The sequence below is a fragment of the Aquibacillus saliphilus genome, assembly GCF_020404745.1.
GTDB lineage: Bacteria > Bacillota > Bacilli > Bacillales > Amphibacillaceae > Aquibacillus > Aquibacillus saliphilus.
Map to the genome: position 1 here is coordinate 80,441 of NZ_JAIZAP010000001.1, position 22,969 is coordinate 103,409.

The window sequence follows — 22,969 nt, forward strand, 5'->3', positions numbered from 1 at the left end:
TTTGATGACAAGAGTAATAGGGAAAAACATAATCATTACTGGTGCATCTGGAGGGCTTGGAAAACAAATTGCCTTTCATGTAGCCAAAAATGGTGGGAATCCCGTTTTAGTAGCACGCCAAGAAGAGAAGTTAAGAAAAATTCAACAGGAATTGATAGATAAATACAAGGTAAGTTGTAGTTATTATTCTGTTGACTTAACCGACCTTAACAAATGGGAATTGACATTACATCAAATACTAAGTGAAAGAAAGACAATTGACGCACTTATAAATAATGCAGGAATTGGAATTTTTAGTTTGATTGAAGATTCTAATTGGGATGATACTGAAAGAATGATGAAATTAAATGTTTTATCGCTTATCAAAGGAGTACAACAAATACTTCCTCATTTTCTAACACATGAAAAGGGGCACATTGTAAATATTGCTTCCATCGCGGGTAAAATTTCTACGCCAAAATCAGCAGTATATGGTGCTACAAAGCATGCAGTTATAGGATTTACCAATGCTTTACGACTAGAAGTGGCAAGTAAGGGGATTCAGATAACTACAGTCAATTTGGGGCCTGTTCGAACAAATTTTTTTAAAGTTGCTGATCCGTCTGGTAGTTATCAATCATCAGTTGATAAGTTCATGCTAGATCCAGACCAAGTTGCTAAGCGAATAGTTAACAGTTTATTTACTAATAAAAGAGAAATAAATTTACCATATTGGATGGATATCGGAAGTCGTCTTTATCAACTTTTTCCTAGTCTAATTGAGCGAGTATTACAAAAACAATTTAATAAAAAATAAACCTAAATAGTAAAGCTATAACTTGAAATAGTTGAACCAATAGGCAGTAAAAACTTATACTAGGAGAGAATAAGGTTATATGACTAAAAGCTATAGGTTTTAGTCTTTGGCCATTAATCAACAATCCCGGAGGTAGATACCATGAAATTAACAATAACCACAAAAGCGTTGGATTGTATCGAAAAACTGCCAAGATCTGGTTTTAAGTATCTTTGGTTATATTTTGATACAGAGGGGTGTGGTTGCGGGGTAAGTGGGATGCCTACAGTCCGTCTAACCAATACAAAAGCAGATTCTTTTAAACTTATATCAAGTAATGAATATCAAGTTATTGTCCACCATCAACAAGCTGTATTCTTTGCTGATGATATGAAACTTGATTATATAAATAATAGTTTCCGCTTATCTAGCACAGAAGGTATTCTCAATCCTGTTATTCCTGTGAATGACCTGATTAATGGCGATGTCGCATGAACAAGAAAAACCAAAATGAAAAGAATATGGTACAGGATCGCTTAAATGATCAATTATTCAATAAACTGAAAGAAAAAAAGTTAGCTTTAAAAAAACAAGAAATACAGGCTGAACAAAATGAAAAAAAGCGCTTGATAGAAGAACAAAAAAAGAAGGAAAAAGCTAAAAGTTTTGAAGAACTACTGGAAGGTAGTAATCAAGATTGGCAAAACTATAAGTAAAAAAACAAGTAGCCGAACTGGCTACTTGTTTTTTATCTGTGCTTGTCATACTTTATTGGTAAAGATATTTTCTTTAATTGATCAAACTTTTTTTGAGACAACGGTTCTGCCTTATCATAGTTCAGATTACTATTTAACTGTTCTAGTGAGCTAGCTCCAAATACTGCGCTCGCAACCGCTGGGTGTTGCAAGACATATTGTAATGCAAGAGTTGTTTTAGAAGTAGGCGAAAAAGTGTCTAGTTGTTTAGACACAGATAAAAGCTTATCATAAGAATAATCTAAGTACCCGTCCTTACCTTTTTGCTCTACCTTCTCGTTGGACTTATCACTAAGCATTCCTTTAGCAACGGGACCACGAGAAACCACACTAATATTATTTTCTGATAATAGATCCAAAACTTCTTCTTCGGGTCTACGATCAAGTAAGCTATATTGCATCATAACACTTACAATATTTGAACGCTCTACGTATTCTCGAATGACATTTGGTCTAATTGAAGAAATTCCATAATAGCGGATGAGACCTTCTTTTTTCAGATCCTCAAAGGCATCAATTGTTTCGTCAATTGGGTCCTCAATTGTACCTCCGTGTAGTTGATAAAGATCAATATAGTCGGTTTTCAATCTTCTCAAACTTTCTTTCACTTGCTTTTTAATATAATTTTTAGAAGGATCAAAAAACCAACTTCCATCTTCTTTTAAATGATTGCCTACCTTGGTTGCTAACACAATTTGTTCTCGTTTCCCTTTTATTGCATTCCCAACAATCGCCTCGTTTTGACCTTTGTCATATAAATCTGCAGTGTCCAAGTAGTTAATACCAGAATAAAGGGCGCGGTCAATTATTTCTTTGGCTTTGTTTTCGTCTGTTCCAAGTGACATACAACCAAGTGCTAATTCTGATACGAAAAGATCTGAACTTCCTAATCTATTTTTTTTCACTTTCTCTCCTCCTATTACAATTATCTCTATTTATATATTTTAGAAATAATACATAGGAATTACAACTAATGTGAATAGTAGTCTATGTTAAAATACCTCTATAAGAGAAAGGAGATTTTAACTTATGAAGAAATTTGAAGAAAAGACAATTCATTCTGAGTCAATCTTTGAGGGAAGAATAGTTAATTTAAAGGTAGATGATGTTCGTTTACCAAACGGAAAAACATCCAAGCGAGAAATTATAAATCATCCTGGAGCTGTTGCTGTGATTGCAGTTACCAATCACAATAAAATTGTGTTTGTCGAACAATATAGAAAACCACTGGAGAAGAGTTTAGTAGAAATACCTGCTGGTAAATTGGAACAAGGCGAAGAGCCAGCAATCTCTGCTCTGCGTGAGTTAGAAGAAGAGACGGGTTACACAACTGACAATTTGAAATTTTTAACATCTTTTTATACATCACCAGGATTTGCTGATGAGCTTATTTATCTTTACATAACTAACGATTTGAAGCCATTAGAGCAAGCAAAATCATTAGATGAGGATGAATTTGTTGAATTATTAGAGTTAACATTAGAGGAAGCAGAACAACTGATTAAAGAACAACGGATTCATGATGTGAAGACAAATTATGCAGTTCTATACTTAAAGTCCGAGGGAATGATATAAGATGACGCTAGCTTCATTTTTTGTTGATCTCCATGTTCATATTGGTAGGGACATGTTTAATAAACCGGTTAAAATTACAGGATCAAAAACACTTACATTGACTAACATTTTAAAAGAGTCTAGTCGTAATAAGGGAATTGATATGGTTGGAGTAATAGATAGTCACTCTCCAGCAGTAATATTGGAAATGGAAGAGCTTTTAGCAAATGGTAGTGCAACAGAGTCAAACGATGGTGGGATTTATTACGAGAATGTAACATTAATCCTAGGATCAGAAATTGAGGTTTATGATCAACTGTGTAATGGCCCTATTCATGTTCTCTGTTTTATGCCTTATCTTTCTACTATGAAAACTTTTTCAAAATGGTTAGCTACAAAAATGACTAATATCAATCTTAGCTCGCAGAGATATTATGGATCTGGGAAAGAACTCCAATTAAAGGTGAAAGAATTAGGTGGCTTATTTATCCCAGCTCATGTTTTTACTCCGTTCAAAAGTTTGTATGGGAAAGGTGTAAAACAATCATTTACAGAGGTCTTTGACGCAGAATTGATTGATGGAATTGAGTTGGGACTAAGTGCCGACTCTAAAATGGCAGACCAAATTACAGAATTACATAATTATACCTTCGTCACGAATTCTGATGCCCATTCGCTTTCCAAGATTGCTCGAGAATACCAGGAAATTAAGTTTCTTGAACCTAGCTTCAAGGAACTTAATTGGGCGCTTCGTGGTCTAAATGAAAGAGAAATTATAACAAATTTTGGGATGAATCCCTTATTGGGGAAATATCATAAGTCCGTCTGTGGCAAATGCCTAAATTTTACTGACGGCAAAGCAAAATGTGATTTTTGTGGTTCAACGAAAATAATAAAAGGTGTGGTAAATAGAATTGAAGAAATAAAAAATTCCACAATAGACTCACTAACTAGACCACCATACATATATCAAGTACCACTTGAATATATACCATCTTTAGGACCCAAAACGTTCGAAAAACTATTAGATCATTTTGATACGGAGATGAATATCATCCATCAAGTACCTAAAGATGAGTTACAGAATGTTGTTGGAACTAGGATAGCTGATGCTATTATGAAGATGCGAGCGGGAACACTTAAGTTTAAATCAGGTGGTGGAGGAAAATACGGGAAGCTACTCTAGTAGAATTCCTCTTTTTTGGTCTATTTTATACGAGTACCTCATAGATTTTACTAAACGCAATATTTCAGGTAGAAAGAGTGGGGAAAACTCATGTATAAAAAAAGGACTTTAGTAGCGGACCATTTTAATAATCATGCTGTTATTTATTTTTTTATGTTAGTTTTATTTTTGATTGGAATTATTTTTGGAGCAGTTATCGTAAATAGTATGAATTTTATTCAAAAACAGGACTTGTTTTTTTATTTAGATAGGTTTTTTGGTCAATTGATGGAGGGACCAATTCTTGATAGACAGGAAATGCTAAAGAGTAGTTTCTTTTACCATCTTAAGTACTTGCTTTTATTATTCATTTTAGGTTTATCAGTAATTGGTTTACCTGTTATTTGGATCTTGCTGTTTGTGAAAGGTTTAGTAGTAGGGTTTTCAGTAGGTTTTTTTGTGAATCAGATGGGGTGGCATGGATTACTGTTTGCCGCTGCATCCATTGCGCCTCAAAATTTATTAATCATTCCTATTTATTTGGTTGCAGGTAGCTTAGCTATGATATTTTCTCTAACTTTATTAAGAAAGCTTTTTACACGAAAATTACAACAACCTATTTTACAACCTTTTTTAAGGTACACAACATTATATCTATCGTTAATTTTAATGATAGCACTTGCTGCAATTGTCGAATCATTTGTTGCTAATGAAGCCATGCAAATTGTTATTCGGTGGGTTTATAATTAATAATTAATATAATTTAATATTAATTATTAATTATCATTTATAAATTATAATGATTGTAATTGACACTTGTTTCATGTCTGCTTATAATGAAATTGGGATTATGAGGGAGGTTTTCAGACGTGGAACATCGAATTGATCGGATTAAAAAACAACTGCATTCACAAAGCTATAAATTGACTCCACAACGGGAAGCAACAGTACGGGTTTTATTAGAGCGCGAAGAAGACCACTTAAGTGCAGAGGAAGTTTACCTCCTTGTAAAAGAAAAAGCGCCTGAAATAGGTTTAGCAACGGTTTACCGAACGCTGGAGTTATTATCTGAATTAAAGATTGTTGATAAAATAAATTTTGGAGACGGTGTATCCAGATATGATCTTCGTAAAGAAGGTGCAGCCCACTTTCATCATCACCTTGTTTGTATGGAATGTGGCTCTGTTGAGGAAATTGTTGAAGATTTACTTGATGATGTTGAAAAAATTGTTCAAGATGATTGGGGATTCCAAGTAAAGGATCATCGACTCACATTCCACGGGGTATGTAGACAATGTCAAAAAGAGGTCGCTCAAACGTCATAATATTTACGAAGCCTTTTTACACTTTAGAAGGCTTTTTTTGTTGTTTAGGATACGATAAGCTTGTTGCCATGTGGAAAAATAATGATAGGATTGCGCCACGTCTCAGGCGTCGGCGCCTACCCGGAAACAAGCGGTTTGCTTATTTTGAATGCACACCCTTTAGGTCTTAATTCAATCCTCTAATGTGCAAAGAGCGCAGGGCGACGTGAGCACTAAGGAAGACAACTTAGAATAAGTGTCTTTCTTATTTCGAAGGGCTTCTGCGTTTTTGTTCTTTGTTAGAAAATAATAAGTATTAAGAGGAAATACTTTTAAACCATCGAAAAGTATTTTATTTACAGACGCAACTTTTTTCGATATCTTTAGTTTACGTTAATCAATTTCATAATACTGTTTTTTGTAGTTGTCATCCACCTCTAGTTGGGATAGAACGTTCCCAAACTATATGCGGATGACAATTACTGCATAAGGTAATTATGAAATTAATTCTACATACGTATATTTTATTGGTTTTTTGGCATATCTTTGTACTATGAGTTAGCAAAAAATAGTTGCTCTTATAGTAGATGTAAATAATAAATGAAGTATCTTTCCCCTATAGGAAATGTTAATACTCTTTAACGAGTAACTTTTAATTATTACTTGAGGAGATATGTTATGAGACCGATATACGGATTAGTAAAAGATACCTTAAAGATATTTATTATATTTACAGCATGCACGTTACTCTTTTATTTTGGTCTACGTGCTATGCATACAGAATATCAGGAATATCACAGATATGATCCACCTGAGGGTAAGGCTGTCAAAGTATTTAATTACGATCAGAAAGAATTGATTGATCGATTATCTATATTTTTTCGACTAGGAGAGTAATATACGATGCAAGATACGTTAAATGACTTCCTTCACTATTTAAGAATAGAAAGAGGATTATCTAAAAATACGCTGGATTCTTATCAGAGGGATTTAGTAAACTATCATAAATACTTAGTTAGGGCTTACAAAATTGATAAATGGGATTCTGTTATTAGAAATCATGTCGTACAGTATCTCTATCAACTTAATGATAAAGGGAGATCACCTGCGACAATTGCAAGAGCATTATCTTCATTGCGTTTATTTCATCAATTTATGAGTCGTGAGTATCAAGTAACGAATGACCCGACTTTACATATTGAAACTCCAAAAAAGGATAGGAAATTGCCGAAAGTATTATCGACAGAGGAAGTTGAAAAACTACTAACTATTCAAGGAAATGACGCTTTTAGCATCCGAAATAAGGCAATGTTAGAAATGTTATACGCAACGGGTTTACGGGTATCAGAGTTAATGTCACTAAAAGTTAGTGACCTTCACTTAACAATGGGCTTTGTTAGATGTATAGGAAAAGGTTCTAAAGAAAGGATTGTACCGTTGGGTGATGTAGCCAGGGACTCGGTAGAATCCTATTTGTCATACAGTAGAAGTATATTACTCAAAAAGAAGAATACAGATTTTCTTTTTATTAATCATCACGGGAACCAGCTATCAAGACAAGGGTTTTGGAAGATTTTGAAAGGTATCTCACGTGATTCAGGGATAACAAAAGAAATTACACCTCATACAATGCGTCACTCATTTGCGACACACTTATTAGAAAATGGTGCTGATTTACGTTCTGTTCAAGAGATGCTAGGGCACGCTGATATATCTACTACACAAATTTATACACATGTTACGAAAGCTAGATTAAAAGATATCTATCAATCTTATCATCCGCGCGCTTAATAACTAGTTACCAAGCCTTGTTTATATCATAGATGATAAAGATAGTGGCATAAATTAAACGAATCTAGGGAAAATAACTATAAATGAGTAGGAGGGATTACAAGTGAAGGAATTTAAACGGATTTTTTTGGTTGTTCTAGATTCCGTTGGTATTGGAGAGGCACCTGATGCTGATCAATTTAATGACCGAGGTGCGGATACACTTGGACATATTGCAGAGCACATGAATGGACTGAGTATGCCGAACTTAGGTGGGTTAGGATTAAGCAACATTAAAAAAATTAAAGGTATAGAGAAGGCTGCTGAACCAAAAGCTCATTATACTAAAATGGAAGAGGCTTCAAATGGTAAGGACACGATGACAGGTCATTGGGAAATTATGGGCTTACATATCGAACAACCATTTCGTACTTTTCCAGATGGATTTCCAGACGAGCTACTCAATGAATTAAAACAAAAAACTGGACGAGCCATTATTGGAAATAAGCCAGCTTCAGGAACCGAGATCATAAAAGAGCTCGGGGAAGAACATATGAAAACGGGTGCATTAATTATTTATACTTCTGCAGACTCGGTACTCCAAATTGCTGCGCATGAAGATATCGTTCCAATCGAAGAACAATATAAAATATGTGAGATAGCTAGGGAATTGACTTTAGACGAGAAATACATGGTTGGACGCGTAATTGCTCGTCCATTTGTAGGTGAACCGGGAGCATTTGAACGCACTTCTAATCGTCATGACTATGCCTTGAAGCCATTTGGGAGAACGGTGATGAATGACTTGAAGGATGATAATTATGATGTCATTGCAATCGGCAAAATTTCCGATATTTACGACGGGGAAGGTGTAACAAAATCAATCCGTACAAAAAGCAATGAAGATGGTATCGAAAAAATGATTCAATCAATGGATGAAGACTTTAAAGGATTAAACTTTTTAAACTTAGTGGATTTTGATGCAAAATACGGCCATCGTAGAGACCCAAAAGGATACGGAGAAGCACTCGAATTTTTCGATACACGTCTCCCAGAAATTTTGGGAAAGTTGAGAGATGATGATTTGTTAATTCTTACTGCAGATCACGGGAATGATCCAGTCCATCACGGTACAGATCATACGAGAGAATATGTACCGCTTCTAGTTGTTCATAATGATATAAAAGTCGGGAAAGAGCTACCAGTCAGAAAAAGTTTTGCAGATATTGGGGCTACGGTTGCAGATAATTTCAATAGTAACATGCCAGAATATGGGATTAGTTTCTTAAACGATATTAAATAGGGGGAATTGACAATGAAGATTTCTGAAGTTATGGAAGCAGCAAAAAATATTGAAGGAAAAGTTACAGATAAGCCTACATTAGGATTAATTCTTGGTTCTGGACTTGGAGTATTGGCAGATCAAATTAACCATGCTATTACTATTTCTTATAAGGACATACCTCATTTTCCTGTGTCGACTGTTGAAGGGCATAAAGGTCAACTAGTAATAGGAGACTTAGAAGGATGTCAAGTAATTGCGATGCAGGGTCGTTTTCACTTTTATGAAGGCTACACCATGGAGCAAGTAACATTCCCTGTACAAGTAATGAAACAACTTGGGATTGAAACGCTAGTTGTTACGAATGCGGCAGGAGGTATTAATGAATCATTTGAACCTGGAGACTTAATGATTATTGATGACCAAATTAATAACATGGGAACGAATCCACTTATCGGAACAAACGACGAACAGCTCGGACCTCGCTTCCCGGATATGTCAAACGCATATGATAAAGAACTAGTCACACATGCCCAAACGGCTGCTAAAGAATTAAATCTTACTGTTAAACAAGGGGTATATGTAGGGAATACAGGTCCTTCATACGAAACCGGTGCGGAAATCAGAATGCTACGCACACTAGGAGGGGACGCGGTTGGTATGTCAACCGTACCTGAAGTGATTGTTGCTAACCATGCTGGTCTTCGTGTATTAGGGATATCTTGTATTTCTAATATGGCAGCTGGAATTCTAGACCAACCGTTAGCCCACGATGAAGTAATCGAAACAACAGCAAAAGTGCGAGAAGATTTTTTGAAATTTGTTAAAAAAATCATTCAAACACTTCCGGTAAGATAATCCTAGAAAAAGGTGTGATAGAAAATGAGAATGGTTGATGTCATAACTAAAAAACGTAACGGTAAGGAATTGTCAGAGGAAGAAATACAATTTTTTATTGAGGGTTACACAAAGGAAACAATCCCTGATTATCAAGTATCAGCTTTATTGATGGCCATCTATTTTACAGGAATGACAGCAGAAGAAACGGCAAGATTAACCAAAGCGATGGTTGACTCAGGAGAAACAATTGATTTGTCGCAGGTTAAAGGCCATAAAGTCGACAAACACTCAACTGGTGGTGTTGGTGATAAAACAACATTTATTGTTGGGCCGCTTGTTGCCTCTGTCGGAGTTCCAGTTGCCAAAATGTCAGGGAGAGGACTTGGTCATACAGGCGGAACACTTGATAAGTTAGAGTCGATTGAAGGATTTACTATTGAGATGACCAAGGAAAAATTCATTGAAAATGTAAATACTCATAAGCTCGCAGTAGCAGGTCAAACAGGCAATTTGGCTCCAGCTGATAAAAAGTTATATTCACTAAGAGATGTAACTGCAACTGTTGACTCCATTCCATTAATTGCTGGATCAATTATGAGTAAAAAACTAGCTTCGGGTGCAGATAGTATTGTTTTGGATGTGAAAACTGGTTCTGGTGCATTTATGAAAACATTGTCTGAATCAGAAGAATTAGCAAATGAGATGGTTTCAATTGGAAAGAATTTAGGGCGTAACACTGTAGCAGTTATAAGTGACATGAATCAGCCACTTGGTTTTGAGGTTGGAAACGCTAATGAAGTGAAAGAAGCTGCAGAAGTGTTACAAGGAAAAAAAGTGACTGATCTACGAAACCTGTCATTGGAGCTTGCATCGCATATGACAGTACTTGCAGAAGTATTTGAAAGCTATGAACAGGCTTATAGCACGTTGGAAGAAAACCTTGATAATGGTAAAGCGTTCGAGGCATTTAGAACATTTGTACAGGCTCAAGGCGGAAATATCGATATGATTGACGATCTTTCAAAGCTTCCGACCTCAAAACATCACATTGATGTAAAAGCTGAACAGGACGGATTTGTAACTGAAATCGATGCTGAATCAATTGGAATAGCTGCGATGTATTTAGGTGCCGGGAGGGCAACAAAAGAAGATCAAATTAATCATGGTGTTGGAATAACATTACGAAAAAAAATTGGTGATTCAGTGAAAGCTGGTGAAACGCTAGTTATCATTCACAGTGATTCTGACCAACCAAAAGATTCAATTAATAAAGTATTGGCCTCTTATAAAATTGAATCAAGCCCAGTAGAAGCTAAAAAACTGATCTATAAAGTAATCAAATAAATGGAATATTTGACCTTGAAAATAACTCGAGAAAAACTCGAGTTATTTTTTTTTGTAATAAAAACTTATAAAATATTCATTTACTGGAAAATATATGAATAATAAAGTTTGGGAGGAGTATTGCTATGAAAAAGTTTTTATTACCGCTACTAACAATGTTAACGTTTCTATTTGTTGTTGGGACAGTGCCGATATATGCGGAAGAGGATCAAAAGAAAGAGACAACAGAGGAAGAAAATTCAGATGAGTTAAAGCTCGCTGAAAATTCTAAGTCTGCGCTTTTGCTTGAACGTGATACCGGAAAAATTTTGTATGAAAAAAATGCACATGAAAAATTGCCGCCAGCAAGTATGACCAAGATAATGACACTTGTTTTAATTATGGAAGCACTCGAGGATGAAAAAATTAAGTTAGATGAGACAGTTAGAATAAGTGATTATGCAGCTTCAATGGGAGGATCTCAAATCTTCTTAGAAGCTGGTGAAGAAATGATAGTTAAAGACTTGTTAAAAGGAGTGGCGGTTGCATCTGGTAATGACGCAAGCGTTGCTTTAGCTGAGAGAATTGCTGGAAGTGAACAGGCATTTGTCAGGATGATGAATGAAAAAGCTAAAATGCTTGGCCTTGAGAATTCACTATTCCAAAATACAACTGGATTACCTGCAGAAAATCACTATACTACAGCCTATGATATGGCGCTTATGGCAAAGGAACTTTTAAAGTACGAGGAAATTACTGAATATACTAGTATTTATGAAGATTATTTACGAAAAGATACGGAGGATGAGTTCTGGTTAGTAAATACAAACAAACTAGTGAAATTTTATGATGGTGTTGATGGTTTGAAAACGGGCTATACATCTGAAGCAAAATACTGTTTAACAGCAACTGCAAAGAAAAACGGTATGCGTACAGTAGCAGTTGTAATGGGTGCTGACACACCTAAAAAACGTAATAGCGATGTCAGCCAAATGCTTGACTATGCCTTTAATCACTTCGATACCAAGCAGCTATTTCAAAGCAAACAACCAATTTCCAAACTAGACTTAATTAAAGCAGATAAGAATAACGTGGATATTGTAACAGAGGAGTCCGTTTCATTAGTCCACAAAAAAGGCGAAAAATTAGAGGGGATAAAGACAACAATAAAAGTAAATCAAGATATTGTTTTGCCTTTGAAAAAGGGAGATAAGGTAGGAGAACTCGTTGTTGAATTAGATGGCAAAGTGCTTTCAGAGACATCGTTAATTATAGATCAGGATGTCGAAAAAGCAGGACTTTGGACGTTATTCAAACGATCTATGGATGAAATAGTGAAAAAAGGTTAATTGAATCATTCTTTTTCGAATTTACACTAGTTTTGTCGACTAGCAGGTATTTGATTAGTTCATACAGAAAAAGGTTTACTACAGAACTTATGTTAGGAGGAAACAGTAGTGAGTCTTTCTGTTAATTTAACAACGAAAGAAAATGTATTGTTAGTACGTCTTTCAGGTGAACTAGATCATCACGCTACAGAGAATTTAAAGAAAGAATGGCAAATTGCGATGAAAGAGAGAAATGTAAAACACGTAATTTTAAATCTTGAACAACTGTCATTTATGGATAGCTCTGGCCTAGGAGTTATTTTAGGAAGGTACAAAGAAGTTATGCAATTGGGGGGAGAAATGGTGGTCTGTTCAATTTCACCTGTTGTAAAACGTTTATTTGAAATGTCAGGTCTATTCAAGATTATTCGTTTAGAAGAAAGTGAAAAATTTGCCCTTATCAGTTTGGGGGTAGCTTCATGAAGAATACAATGAGCGTTGAGTTTTTAAGTGTGAGTTCTAATGAATCGTTTGCTCGCGTTACAGTGGCTGCATTTGTGTCGCAACTGGATCCGACTATGGATGAGTTAACGGAAATAAAAACAGTGGTATCGGAAGTAGTAACGAATGCGATCATTCACGGCTATACCAATCAAACCGATCAAAAAATCTATATATCTTGTACGTTAAGTGAAGATGAGGTTGAGTTAATTATTCAGGATGATGGAGTAGGTATCGATAATATTGATGAAGCTACCCAGCCTTTGTATACATCAAAGCCTGAGTTAGAAAGATCGGGCATGGGCTTTACTATCATGGAAAACTTCATGGATAAAGTAGAAATCACTTCAAGTCCTAATCAGGGGACCACAGTCAAATTAATAAAACAATTTAAGAAAAGTAAAACCTTATGCAATTAAGGGGATGCCTATGGAAATAGAACTGAAGAATTCTCAAAAAGGCACGCAACTCACTGACGCGGAAGTAAAACATTATATTACTATGAGTCAACAAGGAGATCAATCAGCACGGGATCTCCTTGTTGAGAAGAATGTTCGCCTAGTTTGGTCAGTTGTTCAAAGGTTCATTAATCGTGGTTATGATCCAGATGATTTATTCCAAATTGGATGTATAGGGTTGTTAAAGTCGATAGATAAATTTGATTTGTCCTATGATGTTCGGTTTTCTACTTATGCAGTTCCAATGATAATTGGTGAGATTCAACGTTTTATTCGAGATGATGGTAGTGTGAAAGTAAGTAGGTCACTAAAGGAAATTGGCAATAAAATTAGGAAGAAAAAAGATGAGTTGACAAAAGAATTTGGGAGGACCCCAACAGTTAACGAATTAGCTGAGGCGCTGGAGATATCACCAGAAGAAGTGGTACATGCCCAGGAAGCAGCTAGGTCACCACACTCTATTCATGAAACAGTATATGAAAATGATGGTGATCCGATCACATTACTAGATCAAATTGCTGACCAAGATACTAAATGGTTTGATAAAATTGCACTTCAAGAGGCAATAAGAGAGCTAGATAAAAGAGAGCGTTTGATTGTATATCTCAGATATTATAAAGACCAGACGCAATCAGAGGTAGCTGACCGATTAGGTATATCGCAAGTTCAAGTTTCTAGATTAGAAAAACGAATACTCCAATTTATTAAAGACCAAATTGGTCTGTAGAAAAGGGTTGTCCTTCCGAGGGCAGCTCTTTTTTCTTGTAAATGCATGTTTATCTCTGTTCCTACTCATACTAAGTATTACAAATTTCCCTTGAAGGGAGGAAATTTATTTATGGGGAACATGATTTACTTACGGATGAAAAAAACGATTGAAGTTAATGAAAATAAAAGTCTACAACTCAAGGATATCGCCTTTATTACAGGAGAGTATTCTATTATTGAACAACTGGGTAAGACATTTATATATAAAGTGACAAAATCGGATAAAACTATTTCAGTAATAGAAGGATTTACTGTTGTAGACAAGTTAGTTAATCTTTTTCCTGAAACTGAATTTCAATTACTTGGCCCAAATCAGACAATTATTAACATAAAAAAAACAATAAGAAAGCGTTCTGTATTAATAGTCACTATTATTTGGTTATTGCTGTTTATCGGAGCTTCTATGGCAATAATGAATTTTCATTACGATGTAAGTATGCAGGAAGTTCAGCAAAGACTACATTACCTTATGACTGGTGAGGAAACTGAGTACCCGCTTTGGATTCAGATACCTTATTCAATTGGACTAGGAGTAGGGATGATTTTATTTTTTAATCATTTATTTAAGAAGCGGTTTAATGAAGAGCCAAGCCCATTAGAAATTGAAATGTTCAAGTACCAACAAGACCTTGATGGTTATTTTGCTTACTATGAAAACACGTTGAATTATAAGAAACATGATAAATAATCTGATTGAAGTTTTTATTGGATTTGCCTCTGGCCTTGTTGTTGGTACAGGTTTTGTTGCATTTTTGACTGTTTTAGGTATTATTCCGAGGTTAATTCAATTGAGTAAAACTGAGCATTTTATGAAAACCTATGAAGTAGGAGTTATTCTCGGAGCATTGTTTGGTATTTATTTATCATTCAGTAGTGAACCATTTAGTGTTTCAACTATCGTTATTGTCATATGGGGGACGTTCCACGGCATATTTATAGGGATGCTTGCTGCCGCGTTAACAGAAGTGTTGAATGTTTTCCCTCTTTTAGCTAAAAGGGTTGGTTTAGAGCATTATCTACTTTGGTTATTAATGGCTTTAGTATTCGGCAAGATATTCGGCTCTCTCTTTCAATGGATCATCTTTGTTAAATAAAGTTGATTATAATTGAAGATCTGATACCACTTTCCTTGTTGGAAAGAGAGGATAACTATAATGGCGAAAAGGAAAAAAGTAATCATCATTACTGACGGTGATAAGTATGCAAAGAGAACGCTAGATTATTTAGCAACTCAAATTGGTGGGACCTGTTTGTCTTATTTATCTGATAATCCTACCAGTGTTACTTCAGGTCAGGTAGTTCGAGCTGTACACAATGCAAAATCTGAACCAGTCTATGTTTTAATTGATGATGCAGGAGTTACGGGGGTAGGTGCTGGTGAAAAAGTGTTATTAGCGCTACATAATGATTCCTCAACTGAAATTATTGGCGCTATAGCTGTAGCGGCACATACTAAAAATATGGAATGGACACGCTTTACATTAGCCATAGACAATGATGGTGAATTAATTCCAAATGGTGTTGATAAAGAGGGAGTGCCAATACCAGACTTAGGTCGAATAAATGGTGACACGGTATATTCATTAGATCAATTACAATTACCCATAGTTATTGCAATAGGTGATATTGGTAAAATGTATGGTAAGGATGATATAAAGAAGGGTTCGCCAATAACCAGAAAAGCAATAGAACTAATTTTAGAAAGAGGTGGTAATTCATGAGGAAAGCAAAACAAAAAAGTCCCATATCACCTAAAATAAAAGAAGTAGAAAGATATATGAAAGAAAACGTAGGAGTTGGAACTTCCTTTGATGTAGGCTTTCGAGAAATAAAGATATTAAAAAAAATCACACATTTATACTATTTAACTGGACTTTGTGAAACTCCTATTATTGTAGAAATTTTGAAAAAACTTATTGAAATTAATGATAATGAGCGAAGTTTAACCAAAATTCCGGAGATAATAGACAATCGCTTAGTTCATCAACAAGTCACAAAAGTAAAGACAATGGATGAGGCAGTTGATCAACTGTTATCGGGTTTAATCGTTATTTTTCTAGATGGTGAAGATCAAGCTTTTGTCATAGATGTAAGAAGTTATCCTGGACGATCTCCTAAAGAACCAGATGCAGAAAAAGTAGTTCGTGGGGCAAGGGATGGCTATACCGAGAATATTGTTGAAAATACTGCACTTACTAGACGGCGTGTTAGAGATGAACGTTTGCGTCATGAGATTATCCAAGTCGGAGAACGTTCGAAAACAGACATATGTATATCTTATCTACAAGATGTTGCTGACCAAGGTTTAGTTAAGCTTATTAAAGAAGAGTTAGAAAATATTGAAATTGATGGCATTTCGATGGCCGACAAAACAATTGAGGAGTTTTTAGTTAAACAGGGACATAATCCTTTTCCTCTTGTTAGATATACAGAAAGACCTGATGTATCTGCAAGCCATCTATTTGAAGGACATGTGTTAATAATGGTGGATACTTCGCCAAGTATGATTATAACTCCTACTACTTATTTTCACCACGTACAGCATGCAGAAGAGTACAGACAATCCCCAACAGTAGGAACGTTTATTCGTTGGATAAGGTTTATTGGTATCGTAGCTTCCATTTTTTTGCTTCCGTTTTGGTTTCTAATGGTAGATGAACCAAATTTACTTCCAGAAGCTCTACAATTTATAGGGCCAAACGAAGTAGGAAACATTCCAATCATTTTTCAACTAATAGCGGCAGATATAGGGATAGAGTTCCTTCGGATGGCCGCAATTCATACCCCGACCCCCCTTGCTACGGCAATGGGTTTAATAGCAGCTGTATTAATTGGACAGATAGCTATCGATGTAGGGTTGTTTAGTGCGGAAGTAATTTTATATGTTGCGATTGCTGCGATTGGATCCTTTGCTACTCCTAGTTATGAACTTAGTATTGCAAATAAAATTACGAGACTTCTACTACTTACAATAACTGCTTTTTTTGGTTTAAAAGGTTTCGTGGTAGGTTCTACCCTTTATGTATTTTTGCTAACTTGCACTCGATCACTAAACACACCATATTTATGGCCATTCTTACCTTTTAATGGTAAAGCTATGGTACATATCCTATTCCGCATATCTGTACCTAAGACAAAGGATCGTCCGAGTATTGTTCACCCAAAAAACAATTATCGCCAACCGTAATTTTAAGGTTGAACCAAATACATTGTTGTGTTAAATTAATTCTATCTTTATAACTTTGAAAAGCTATTTTAAAATAACCTTAGGTCCCTTGTCTCCATGGTGATAAGGGATTTTGATTTGCTGTTATACAGTGTCATTTGATATGGAGGTGCAAATATGAATCATCCTTTTGAAATAAATGAACAAGGAAATTTGTTGATTGATGGAGTAGACACCACTTACTTAGCTAATAAATACGGAACGCCTCTATTTGTATATGATGTTACAGCCATTCGCCAAAATGCTAGAGCGTTTGTTAAGACATTTGAAAAACTAGGAGTCAAGGCACAAGTTGCATATGCTAGCAAAGCATTTTCATCTATTGCTATGCTTCAAGTAGCAAAACAAGAAAACTTGAGCCTAGACGTCGTATCACAAGGAGAGTTGTACACAGCACTAAAGGCTGATTTTCCTGTTGAGAAGATTCATATGCACGGTAATAATAAGAGTTACCAAGAGTTAGAGATGGCAATTGAACATAATATAGGTTGTATTGTTATAGATAACTTTTTTGAAATAGAATTATTGAAACAAATTCTAGCAGAAAACAACTCTAGTGTAGATGTTTTGATACGAGTAACGCCTGGAATTGAAGCACATACCCATGATTATATATTGACTGGAAATGAAGATTCTAAATTTGGATTTGATTTATCCAATGGTCAAGCAGAAAAAGCATTTAAGGTTCTGGAGGAAATTGACTCTATTCATGTAAAAGGGTTGCATTGTCATATAGGTTCGCAAATTTTTGAGACTGACGGATTTGTTATGGCTATAAGAAGACTATTTGAAACATTAAATCAATGGCATAAACAGTATAATTTTGCACCTGAAGTCTTAAATCTTGGTGGTGGGTTTGGAATACGTTATACTAGTGAAGATGAACCATTACCTCTAGAAGGGTACGTAGAAACGCTGGTAAATGAAGTGCAAAAGCAAGCCGAAGATTATAACATGTCTTTTCCAGAAATTTGGATTGAGCCAGGTCGTGCGATAGTAGGAAATACAGGGATAACTTTATATAGTATAGGTTCCAAAAAAGTAATTCCCGGTATAAGAAACTATATATCAATAGACGGTGGCATGACCGATAATATAAGGCCGGCACTTTATCAAGCGAAATACGATGCCATTGTTGCTAATAAGGCAGACCAACCGTTAACAGACAAGGTTTCTGTCGCAGGTAAGTGCTGTGAATCAGGTGATATGTTAATATGGGATATAGACGTTCCGGTTATTGATCACGGAGATTTTTTAGCTGTTTTCAGTACAGGTGCTTATGGTTATTCGATGTCAAATCATTATAATCGCTTTCCAAAAGCTGCCGTTGTGTTTATTGAAAATGGTAAAGACAAATTAGTTATCCAAAGAGAACCGTATCAAGACTTAACACGTAATGATTTATCATATGAATAATTAGGAGGAAGATTTATGAAACAAGCTACAATTGAATTTGAAAATGGAGAAACAATTGAAATTGAAATGTATGATGAGGCAGCACCCAACACAGTTGCAAATTTTGAAAAATTGGCAAATAGCGAATTTTATGATGGAGTAATCTTTCATAGAGTAATTCAAGGATTCGTTGCTCAAGGCGGGGACCCAACTGGTACAGGTACTGGTGGACCAGGTTATACAATAAAGTGTGAAACAGAAGGAAATCCTCACAAGCACGTTGCAGGATCATTATCCATGGCGCACGCTGGAAAAGACACTGGTGGTAGTCAATTTTTCCTTGTCCACGAAAAACAGCCACATTTAGATGGTGTTCATACAGTTTTTGGACAAGTTACAGAAGGTTTAGATACAGTTTTACGAATTAAACAAGGCGATGTTATGAAAAGGGTTCGTGTAGAGGAAAAATAATGAGGTGAGTCTTCGGACTCGCTTTATTTGTTTTATAAAAAGAAAAAAGCTATCGGTAGGTGTGGTCCTGTGTCTGTTTGGTTACTATTACTCTTTGTGATTTTGATTATTGCACCACTGGGAGCGATCATACATGAAATTGGTCATTTGATTGGCGCATATTTAATGAAGGCGAATTACGGAGAACTTACTATTGGAAGCGGTAAACAAATCAAACAGTTTTCTATCGGACATTTAAAGATTACACTCAATTTATTTTTACTGTTTGGTGGATATGCAACAGGCAATAGAGAAACAGCCTTTAATGGTCGTGAAACAGCTATTATTGCGTTAAGTGGTCCGCTGCTAAATGCTATTATTGCTACTTTTCTTGAGTTATTACTAATAGACAACCTACTTATTAATATTTTTGCTTTATACAATTGGTGGCTCGCTATTGTGAATTTAATTCCATTTTCGGTTAACGGAAAACAATCGGATGGATTTTTAGTTTGTAAATCCATTTTTGTTAAAGATAATTCATTTAATTCATGACAATTCTATAAAAAAGTAGTATCATTTATTATATATGAGGTATCATGTAAGATAGATATGTTATTTATCTTGAAAATAAATTGGATTAAACCGTCTTAAAGGAATGTATGAAATTGAGTCAAAAAAAGAAAAACTGGATATTATTTGGATTATTACTTGCCTTAGGTACTATTTGGGGTCTTGTTTACTGGTTTTTTATTGTCTTATCATAAGGTTGCGAGATACTGATAATGATCAAAGCTAAGTCATTTATTAAGTATTATCATCGAGGCTGAAGGTGGATTGCTTTAAATAACAGTACCTAGATAAACTTATGGAAGCTGTTGGCGTTATTTTTCTGCTCTCACTAGTAGGTAAGTATTTTCTTAATGAGGGGTAAATATGTTAATTCGTTATAAAAAGAATTTTGAAAAGATTGCAATGGGACTTCTTTCGTTCATGCCTGAGGAAAAAGATGTGAAAAAGTTACAACATACGATTAAAGAGTATGATTTAAATCCAAACTGGCACTTGTACTTGTGGAAAGAAGAAGACATTTTAGGTGCTGTAGGGGTGTATTTTGAAACGGAAGACTGTGCAGTAATTCAACATATTACTGTCAATCCATCACATCGTAATTCAGGTATTGGCAAGAAAATGGTTCAGGCAGTAAAAGAGTTATATAAAGACAGAGCTGATGTAAAGCCAGATGAATTTACAAAAGCTTTTTTAGAGAAGTGTGAAATGCATACAGACGAAGAAGATTGAAAATGTCAGCTCAAATAGAGCTGACATTTTCAATCTATCTAAATTTTTACTATCTTAGTAACAAGACCTTTGCTATATTAGATAGCAAAGGTCTTGTGAATTTTTTGGATTTCACTTTATAGCCAAGCAGCACCAACGATAATTAAAAAAATGAACAATATAATAATTAATAAAAATCTACTACCATAAGCTGCAGACATTATCCCCTTTTTGATGGTTAAAGAACCTCAAATGACTTTACATATCACCCTATGGTAAAAGTCTTATCGTTGTATAAGCGCAGTTAATTGTTTTAGATTTTAGTTAAGAAGGTAAATCAACGTCATCTTCAAATAGGAAGGAAGATTAGATGCAACAATCGTACAAAGTTAAAGTAGATGCCTTTGAAGGTCCCTTAGATCTTTTGTTACATTTAATCAATGAATATGAAATTGATATTTATGATATACCAGTAGCACAAATTACCGAGCAATATATGGTTTACATAAATACAATGCAGGAACTTGAACTGAATGTAGCTAGTGAATATTTAGTTATGGCGGCGACATTATTAGCCATTAAAAGCCAATTGCTACTTCCTAATCAAGATTTAGAAGTTGACGACGAAGGATATGAAGAAGACCCAAGAGAAGAGCTAATGAAACGATTAATCGAATATCGTAAATATAAGGATGCAGCAATTCAGTTAAAAGAAAAAGAATTAGATGCAAACCATATATACACTAGGCCACCCAAAGCTTTTAAGGATCTTTCAACTAAAAAAACTATCGTTCAAGGTGATATTTCCATTTATGAGATGATAGCAGCGATGAATAAGGTATTTGAAAGAAAAAAGTGGGACAACCCACTAGAAACCAGAATACAGCGCTCAGAAATACCTATAAAAAAACGGATGGAAGAAGTGTTAGAACAGGTTAAACTCCATAAGACGGGGGTGAGGTTTGAACTGCTATTTCAATATCCATCTAAATCACATATCGTTGTTACCTTCATAGCTATTTTAGAATTAATGAAAGTGAAAGAAATATACTGTACACAAGAAAAGCATTTTGACGAATTAATGGTTTATGATATGGAGGGTGAAATGTGGAAATAACAGAATACAAAGCAATTACAGAAGGGTTGTTGTTTGCTTCAGGCGACGAAGGTATAACAAAGAAACAGTTAGAGCGGATACTCGAGTTAGATAAAAAAACAATAGATCATATTATTGATGAAATACGGTACGATTATGAACATATTGAAAGAGGCATTACATTAATGCAATCGAAAGAGGTCTTACATTTAACGACAAAACCGGAGCACTCTAATTATTACCAGAAACTAATTGATACGCCTCAAAACTCTAAGCTTTCTCAAGCTGCACTTGAGTCGTTAGCTATTATTGCTTATCAACAGCCGATAACAAGAACGGAGATTGAAGAAATTAGAGGAGTGAAAAGTGACCGCCCGGTACAAACCTTGATTGCAAAATCATTAATAGAAGAAGTTGGTAGAAAAAACGGGATTGGACGACCAATGATGTTTGGTACCTCAACTGACTTTCTAATTTATTTTGGACTTAAGTCAATTGAAGAATTACCCCCATTACCTGAAGGAATTGAGGAGTCTGATGTTGAACAAGAAGCGGATCTATTCTTCGAGAAATTTAAGGATCAGCTTCATGAAAAAAATTAGTTATTCAAATTACGAAGATAGTTGGATAATAGCTATTATTTAAAGCCTATAAATAATCACCTTAGCCTAATCTGTGTCATAGGATATTTCCAGAGGTGATATCATGGAAAATAATAAGAAGGAATACTTATCTTCTTTACTATCTTGGGCTGCTAATGTAGAAGAAAAAGTAATTAGTATGAAAACTGACAAACAAGAATTGTTAGATTGGCAAAATAAATTAAATGATTGGAAGTTACTAATACAAGAAAAAATAGATTCTGATGAAGAAGTAACTGATGAGTCGATAAAAGCTTTGCAAAAGGAAAGTCAAAAACTAATTTCTTTGCTTACGGAGTTACTAGAAAAACCAAGGCAAGAAACAGATTCAATAAAACCAGGATCACATCGATTGCCTCCCTTACCATATTCCTACGATGCGCTAGAGCCGTATATCTCCAAACGAATTATGAGGTTACACCATGATAAACATCATCAATCATATGTTGATGGGTTAAATAAAGCGGAAAAAGAACTGTACAAAAACAACCCTGATGATAAATTTGTAAAGCATTGGATGAGAGAGCAAGCATTCAACGGTTCGGGTCATTACTTACACACTATTTTCTGGAATAACATGTCGCCAAAGGGCGGAGGTTCTCCGAGTAATCAGTTGTTAGCGCAATTAGAAAAAGACTTTGGATCTTTTAAGAAATTTAAACTACTTTTCACAAAAGCAGCTGAATCTGTCGAAGGTGTAGGATGGGCAATTTTAGTTTGGCAACCGCGAGCGGCAAGGCTAGGAATTCAAACAGTTGAGAAACATCAAATGTTTAGCTTATGGGACACAGTTCCTCTATTGGTGCTTGATGTATGGGAGCACGCTTATTATTTACAATATGAAAATAACAAATCAGAATATATTCAAAAGTGGTGGAACATTGTTAACTGGAAGCATGTACTAGAAAGATTTGAAAAAGCAAGGCAATTACAGTGGCCATTATTTTAATAAAACCCCCTTTATCAGATCAGATAAAGGGGGTTTTCGTGTTTTCTTTCTGAAGTATTAAATAAGCTATTTCCTTAAATTAATCATATGCATGTCCTTTTTTTCATA

At 35.1% G+C, this 22,969-nt stretch carries 29 protein-coding genes; 27 read left to right on the forward strand and 2 right to left on the reverse strand.

Annotated elements, in window-relative coordinates; genetic code table 11:
- Positions 1 to 4 precede the first annotated feature (4 nt).
- The 3 genes from LD272_RS00435 to LD272_RS00445 all read left to right on the forward strand — a co-directional run bounded on the left by LD272_RS00435 (position 5) and on the right by LD272_RS00445 (position 1,491).
- The gene (locus LD272_RS00435) at positions 5 to 796 is read left to right on the forward strand and encodes an SDR family NAD(P)-dependent oxidoreductase (RefSeq protein WP_369413902.1); all 792 of its coding nucleotides are present in this window, start codon (positions 5 to 7) and stop codon (positions 794 to 796) included.
- A gap of 141 nt (positions 797 to 937) precedes the next feature.
- Positions 938 to 1,270, forward strand: a complete 333-nt coding sequence (locus tag LD272_RS00440; RefSeq protein ID WP_226034612.1) for an iron-sulfur cluster biosynthesis family protein — start codon at positions 938 to 940, stop codon at positions 1,268 to 1,270.
- Positions 1,267 to 1,491, forward strand: a complete 225-nt coding sequence (locus LD272_RS00445) for a DUF3886 domain-containing protein (RefSeq protein WP_226034613.1) — start codon at positions 1,267 to 1,269, stop codon at positions 1,489 to 1,491. The genes LD272_RS00440 and LD272_RS00445 overlap by 4 nt, the downstream gene beginning before the upstream one ends.
- 32 nt (positions 1,492 to 1,523) lie before the next feature.
- On the opposite strand, the gene LD272_RS00450 is transcribed toward LD272_RS00445, so the two are convergent.
- Entirely contained in the window at positions 1,524 to 2,435 is a 912-nt protein-coding gene (locus tag LD272_RS00450) for an aldo/keto reductase (protein WP_226034614.1), read from the reverse strand.
- Between the two features lie 124 nt (positions 2,436 to 2,559).
- Here LD272_RS00450 and LD272_RS00455 point away from each other — a divergent pair, with 124 nt between their 5' ends.
- The 21 genes from LD272_RS00455 to LD272_RS00555 all read left to right on the forward strand — a co-directional run bounded on the left by LD272_RS00455 (position 2,560) and on the right by LD272_RS00555 (position 20,196).
- Entirely contained in the window at positions 2,560 to 3,105 is a 546-nt protein-coding gene (locus LD272_RS00455; protein WP_226034615.1) for an NUDIX domain-containing protein, read from the forward strand.
- 1 nt (position 3,106) lies between these two features.
- Positions 3,107 to 4,270, forward strand: a complete 1,164-nt coding sequence (locus LD272_RS00460; protein WP_226034616.1) for an endonuclease Q family protein — start codon at positions 3,107 to 3,109, stop codon at positions 4,268 to 4,270.
- A 90-nt stretch (positions 4,271 to 4,360) separates the two neighbouring features.
- On the forward strand, positions 4,361 to 4,999 hold the full coding sequence (gene spoIIM / locus LD272_RS00465; RefSeq protein ID WP_226034617.1) for a stage II sporulation protein M: 639 nt from the start codon (positions 4,361 to 4,363) through the stop codon (positions 4,997 to 4,999).
- A gap of 119 nt (positions 5,000 to 5,118) precedes the next feature.
- Positions 5,119 to 5,574: a ferric iron uptake transcriptional regulator gene (gene fur / locus LD272_RS00470; RefSeq protein WP_226034618.1), complete on the forward strand. Its 456-nt coding sequence runs from the start codon at positions 5,119 to 5,121 to the stop codon at positions 5,572 to 5,574.
- 657 nt (positions 5,575 to 6,231) lie between these two features.
- Complete coding sequence (locus tag LD272_RS00475) at positions 6,232 to 6,450, forward strand: YqzK family protein (protein WP_226034619.1); 219 nt, start codon at positions 6,232 to 6,234, stop codon at positions 6,448 to 6,450.
- 6 nt (positions 6,451 to 6,456) lie between these two features.
- On the forward strand, positions 6,457 to 7,344 hold the full coding sequence (xerD, locus tag LD272_RS00480) for a site-specific tyrosine recombinase XerD (protein WP_226034620.1): 888 nt from the start codon (positions 6,457 to 6,459) through the stop codon (positions 7,342 to 7,344).
- A gap of 103 nt (positions 7,345 to 7,447) precedes the next feature.
- Positions 7,448 to 8,626 (forward strand): phosphopentomutase, encoded by a 1,179-nt coding sequence (gene deoB / locus LD272_RS00485; protein ID WP_226034621.1) that lies wholly within the window; start codon positions 7,448 to 7,450, stop codon positions 8,624 to 8,626.
- A 12-nt stretch (positions 8,627 to 8,638) separates the two neighbouring features.
- Positions 8,639 to 9,463 (forward strand): purine-nucleoside phosphorylase, encoded by an 825-nt coding sequence (locus LD272_RS00490; RefSeq protein WP_226034622.1) that lies wholly within the window; start codon positions 8,639 to 8,641, stop codon positions 9,461 to 9,463.
- A gap of 24 nt (positions 9,464 to 9,487) precedes the next feature.
- Positions 9,488 to 10,789: a pyrimidine-nucleoside phosphorylase gene (locus LD272_RS00495; RefSeq protein ID WP_226034623.1), complete on the forward strand. Its 1,302-nt coding sequence runs from the start codon at positions 9,488 to 9,490 to the stop codon at positions 10,787 to 10,789.
- A gap of 125 nt (positions 10,790 to 10,914) precedes the next feature.
- Complete coding sequence (locus tag LD272_RS00500; RefSeq protein ID WP_226034624.1) at positions 10,915 to 12,117, forward strand: D-alanyl-D-alanine carboxypeptidase family protein; 1,203 nt, start codon at positions 10,915 to 10,917, stop codon at positions 12,115 to 12,117.
- A 108-nt stretch (positions 12,118 to 12,225) separates the two neighbouring features.
- Positions 12,226 to 12,579 (forward strand): anti-sigma F factor antagonist, encoded by a 354-nt coding sequence (spoIIAA, locus tag LD272_RS00505; RefSeq protein WP_226034625.1) that lies wholly within the window; start codon positions 12,226 to 12,228, stop codon positions 12,577 to 12,579.
- Positions 12,576 to 13,016: an anti-sigma F factor gene (gene spoIIAB, locus LD272_RS00510; protein ID WP_226034626.1), complete on the forward strand. Its 441-nt coding sequence runs from the start codon at positions 12,576 to 12,578 to the stop codon at positions 13,014 to 13,016. The genes spoIIAA and spoIIAB overlap by 4 nt, the downstream gene beginning before the upstream one ends.
- Before the next feature lie 10 nt (positions 13,017 to 13,026).
- Positions 13,027 to 13,782: an RNA polymerase sporulation sigma factor SigF gene (sigF, locus tag LD272_RS00515; protein WP_226034627.1), complete on the forward strand. Its 756-nt coding sequence runs from the start codon at positions 13,027 to 13,029 to the stop codon at positions 13,780 to 13,782.
- A gap of 111 nt (positions 13,783 to 13,893) precedes the next feature.
- A complete protein-coding gene (locus LD272_RS00520; RefSeq protein WP_226034628.1) occupies positions 13,894 to 14,511 on the forward strand; it encodes a stage V sporulation protein AA in 618 nt (205 codons plus the stop codon).
- Positions 14,501 to 14,917 (forward strand): stage V sporulation protein AB, encoded by a 417-nt coding sequence (locus LD272_RS00525; protein WP_226034629.1) that lies wholly within the window; start codon positions 14,501 to 14,503, stop codon positions 14,915 to 14,917. The genes LD272_RS00520 and LD272_RS00525 overlap by 11 nt, the downstream gene beginning before the upstream one ends.
- A gap of 60 nt (positions 14,918 to 14,977) precedes the next feature.
- Positions 14,978 to 15,544 (forward strand): stage V sporulation protein SpoVABEA, encoded by a 567-nt coding sequence (spoVAEA, locus tag LD272_RS00530; protein ID WP_226034630.1) that lies wholly within the window; start codon positions 14,978 to 14,980, stop codon positions 15,542 to 15,544.
- Positions 15,541 to 17,010 (forward strand): spore germination protein, encoded by a 1,470-nt coding sequence (locus LD272_RS00535; protein WP_226034631.1) that lies wholly within the window; start codon positions 15,541 to 15,543, stop codon positions 17,008 to 17,010. Before spoVAEA ends, LD272_RS00535 begins: the two co-directional genes overlap by 4 nt.
- Positions 17,011 to 17,166: 156 nt before the next feature.
- A complete protein-coding gene (gene lysA / locus LD272_RS00540; RefSeq protein ID WP_226034632.1) occupies positions 17,167 to 18,465 on the forward strand; it encodes a diaminopimelate decarboxylase in 1,299 nt (432 codons plus the stop codon).
- A gap of 15 nt (positions 18,466 to 18,480) precedes the next feature.
- Positions 18,481 to 18,915, forward strand: coding sequence for a peptidylprolyl isomerase (locus LD272_RS00545; protein ID WP_226034633.1), 435 nt, complete (start codon positions 18,481 to 18,483; stop codon positions 18,913 to 18,915).
- 69 nt (positions 18,916 to 18,984) lie between these two features.
- Complete coding sequence (locus LD272_RS00550) at positions 18,985 to 19,449, forward strand: site-2 protease family protein (RefSeq protein WP_226034634.1); 465 nt, start codon at positions 18,985 to 18,987, stop codon at positions 19,447 to 19,449.
- 381 nt (positions 19,450 to 19,830) lie between these two features.
- The gene (locus LD272_RS00555; RefSeq protein ID WP_226034635.1) at positions 19,831 to 20,196 is read left to right on the forward strand and encodes a GNAT family N-acetyltransferase; all 366 of its coding nucleotides are present in this window, start codon (positions 19,831 to 19,833) and stop codon (positions 20,194 to 20,196) included.
- Positions 20,197 to 20,312: 116 nt separating this feature from the next.
- On the opposite strand, the gene LD272_RS00560 is transcribed toward LD272_RS00555, so the two are convergent.
- Complete coding sequence (locus LD272_RS00560) at positions 20,313 to 20,396, reverse strand: YjcZ family sporulation protein (protein WP_226035003.1); 84 nt, start codon at positions 20,394 to 20,396, stop codon at positions 20,313 to 20,315.
- Positions 20,397 to 20,545: 149 nt separating this feature from the next.
- Here LD272_RS00560 and LD272_RS00565 point away from each other — a divergent pair, with 149 nt between their 5' ends.
- The 3 genes from LD272_RS00565 (at position 20,546) to LD272_RS00575 (ending at position 22,861) form a co-directional block, all read left to right on the forward strand.
- Entirely contained in the window at positions 20,546 to 21,292 is a 747-nt protein-coding gene (locus LD272_RS00565; RefSeq protein ID WP_226034636.1) for a segregation/condensation protein A, read from the forward strand.
- Entirely contained in the window at positions 21,283 to 21,873 is a 591-nt protein-coding gene (gene scpB, locus LD272_RS00570) for an SMC-Scp complex subunit ScpB (protein ID WP_226034637.1), read from the forward strand. Before LD272_RS00565 ends, scpB begins: the two co-directional genes overlap by 10 nt.
- A gap of 103 nt (positions 21,874 to 21,976) precedes the next feature.
- Positions 21,977 to 22,861: a superoxide dismutase gene (locus tag LD272_RS00575; RefSeq protein ID WP_226034638.1), complete on the forward strand. Its 885-nt coding sequence runs from the start codon at positions 21,977 to 21,979 to the stop codon at positions 22,859 to 22,861.
- The last annotated feature ends 108 nt before the right edge of the window (positions 22,862 to 22,969 follow it).

Bases quoted from the DNA above. Each gene is read 5' to 3' on its own strand.
- LD272_RS00435 (WP_369413902.1), top strand. From the start codon at position 5: ATGACAAGAGTAATAGGGAAAAACATAATCATTACTGGTGCATCTGGA.
- LD272_RS00440 (WP_226034612.1), top strand. From the start codon at position 938: ATGAAATTAACAATAACCACAAAAGCGTTGGATTGTATCGAAAAACTG.
- LD272_RS00445 (WP_226034613.1), top strand. From the start codon at position 1,267: ATGAACAAGAAAAACCAAAATGAAAAGAATATGGTACAGGATCGCTTA.
- LD272_RS00455 (WP_226034615.1), top strand. From the start codon at position 2,560: ATGAAGAAATTTGAAGAAAAGACAATTCATTCTGAGTCAATCTTTGAG.
- LD272_RS00460 (WP_226034616.1), top strand. From the start codon at position 3,107: ATGACGCTAGCTTCATTTTTTGTTGATCTCCATGTTCATATTGGTAGG.
- spoIIM (WP_226034617.1), top strand. From the start codon at position 4,361: ATGTATAAAAAAAGGACTTTAGTAGCGGACCATTTTAATAATCATGCT.
- LD272_RS00475 (WP_226034619.1), top strand. From the start codon at position 6,232: ATGAGACCGATATACGGATTAGTAAAAGATACCTTAAAGATATTTATT.
- xerD (WP_226034620.1), top strand. From the start codon at position 6,457: ATGCAAGATACGTTAAATGACTTCCTTCACTATTTAAGAATAGAAAGA.
- LD272_RS00490 (WP_226034622.1), top strand. From the start codon at position 8,639: ATGAAGATTTCTGAAGTTATGGAAGCAGCAAAAAATATTGAAGGAAAA.
- LD272_RS00495 (WP_226034623.1), top strand. From the start codon at position 9,488: ATGAGAATGGTTGATGTCATAACTAAAAAACGTAACGGTAAGGAATTG.
- LD272_RS00500 (WP_226034624.1), top strand. From the start codon at position 10,915: ATGAAAAAGTTTTTATTACCGCTACTAACAATGTTAACGTTTCTATTT.
- spoIIAB (WP_226034626.1), top strand. From the start codon at position 12,576: ATGAAGAATACAATGAGCGTTGAGTTTTTAAGTGTGAGTTCTAATGAA.
- sigF (WP_226034627.1), top strand. From the start codon at position 13,027: ATGGAAATAGAACTGAAGAATTCTCAAAAAGGCACGCAACTCACTGAC.
- LD272_RS00520 (WP_226034628.1), top strand. From the start codon at position 13,894: ATGGGGAACATGATTTACTTACGGATGAAAAAAACGATTGAAGTTAAT.
- LD272_RS00525 (WP_226034629.1), top strand. From the start codon at position 14,501: ATGATAAATAATCTGATTGAAGTTTTTATTGGATTTGCCTCTGGCCTT.
- spoVAEA (WP_226034630.1), top strand. From the start codon at position 14,978: ATGGCGAAAAGGAAAAAAGTAATCATCATTACTGACGGTGATAAGTAT.
- LD272_RS00535 (WP_226034631.1), top strand. From the start codon at position 15,541: ATGAGGAAAGCAAAACAAAAAAGTCCCATATCACCTAAAATAAAAGAA.
- lysA (WP_226034632.1), top strand. From the start codon at position 17,167: ATGAATCATCCTTTTGAAATAAATGAACAAGGAAATTTGTTGATTGAT.
- LD272_RS00545 (WP_226034633.1), top strand. From the start codon at position 18,481: ATGAAACAAGCTACAATTGAATTTGAAAATGGAGAAACAATTGAAATT.
- LD272_RS00555 (WP_226034635.1), top strand. From the start codon at position 19,831: ATGTTAATTCGTTATAAAAAGAATTTTGAAAAGATTGCAATGGGACTT.
- LD272_RS00560 (WP_226035003.1), bottom strand. From the start codon at position 20,396: ATGTCTGCAGCTTATGGTAGTAGATTTTTATTAATTATTATATTGTTC.
- LD272_RS00565 (WP_226034636.1), top strand. From the start codon at position 20,546: ATGCAACAATCGTACAAAGTTAAAGTAGATGCCTTTGAAGGTCCCTTA.
- LD272_RS00575 (WP_226034638.1), top strand. From the start codon at position 21,977: ATGGAAAATAATAAGAAGGAATACTTATCTTCTTTACTATCTTGGGCT.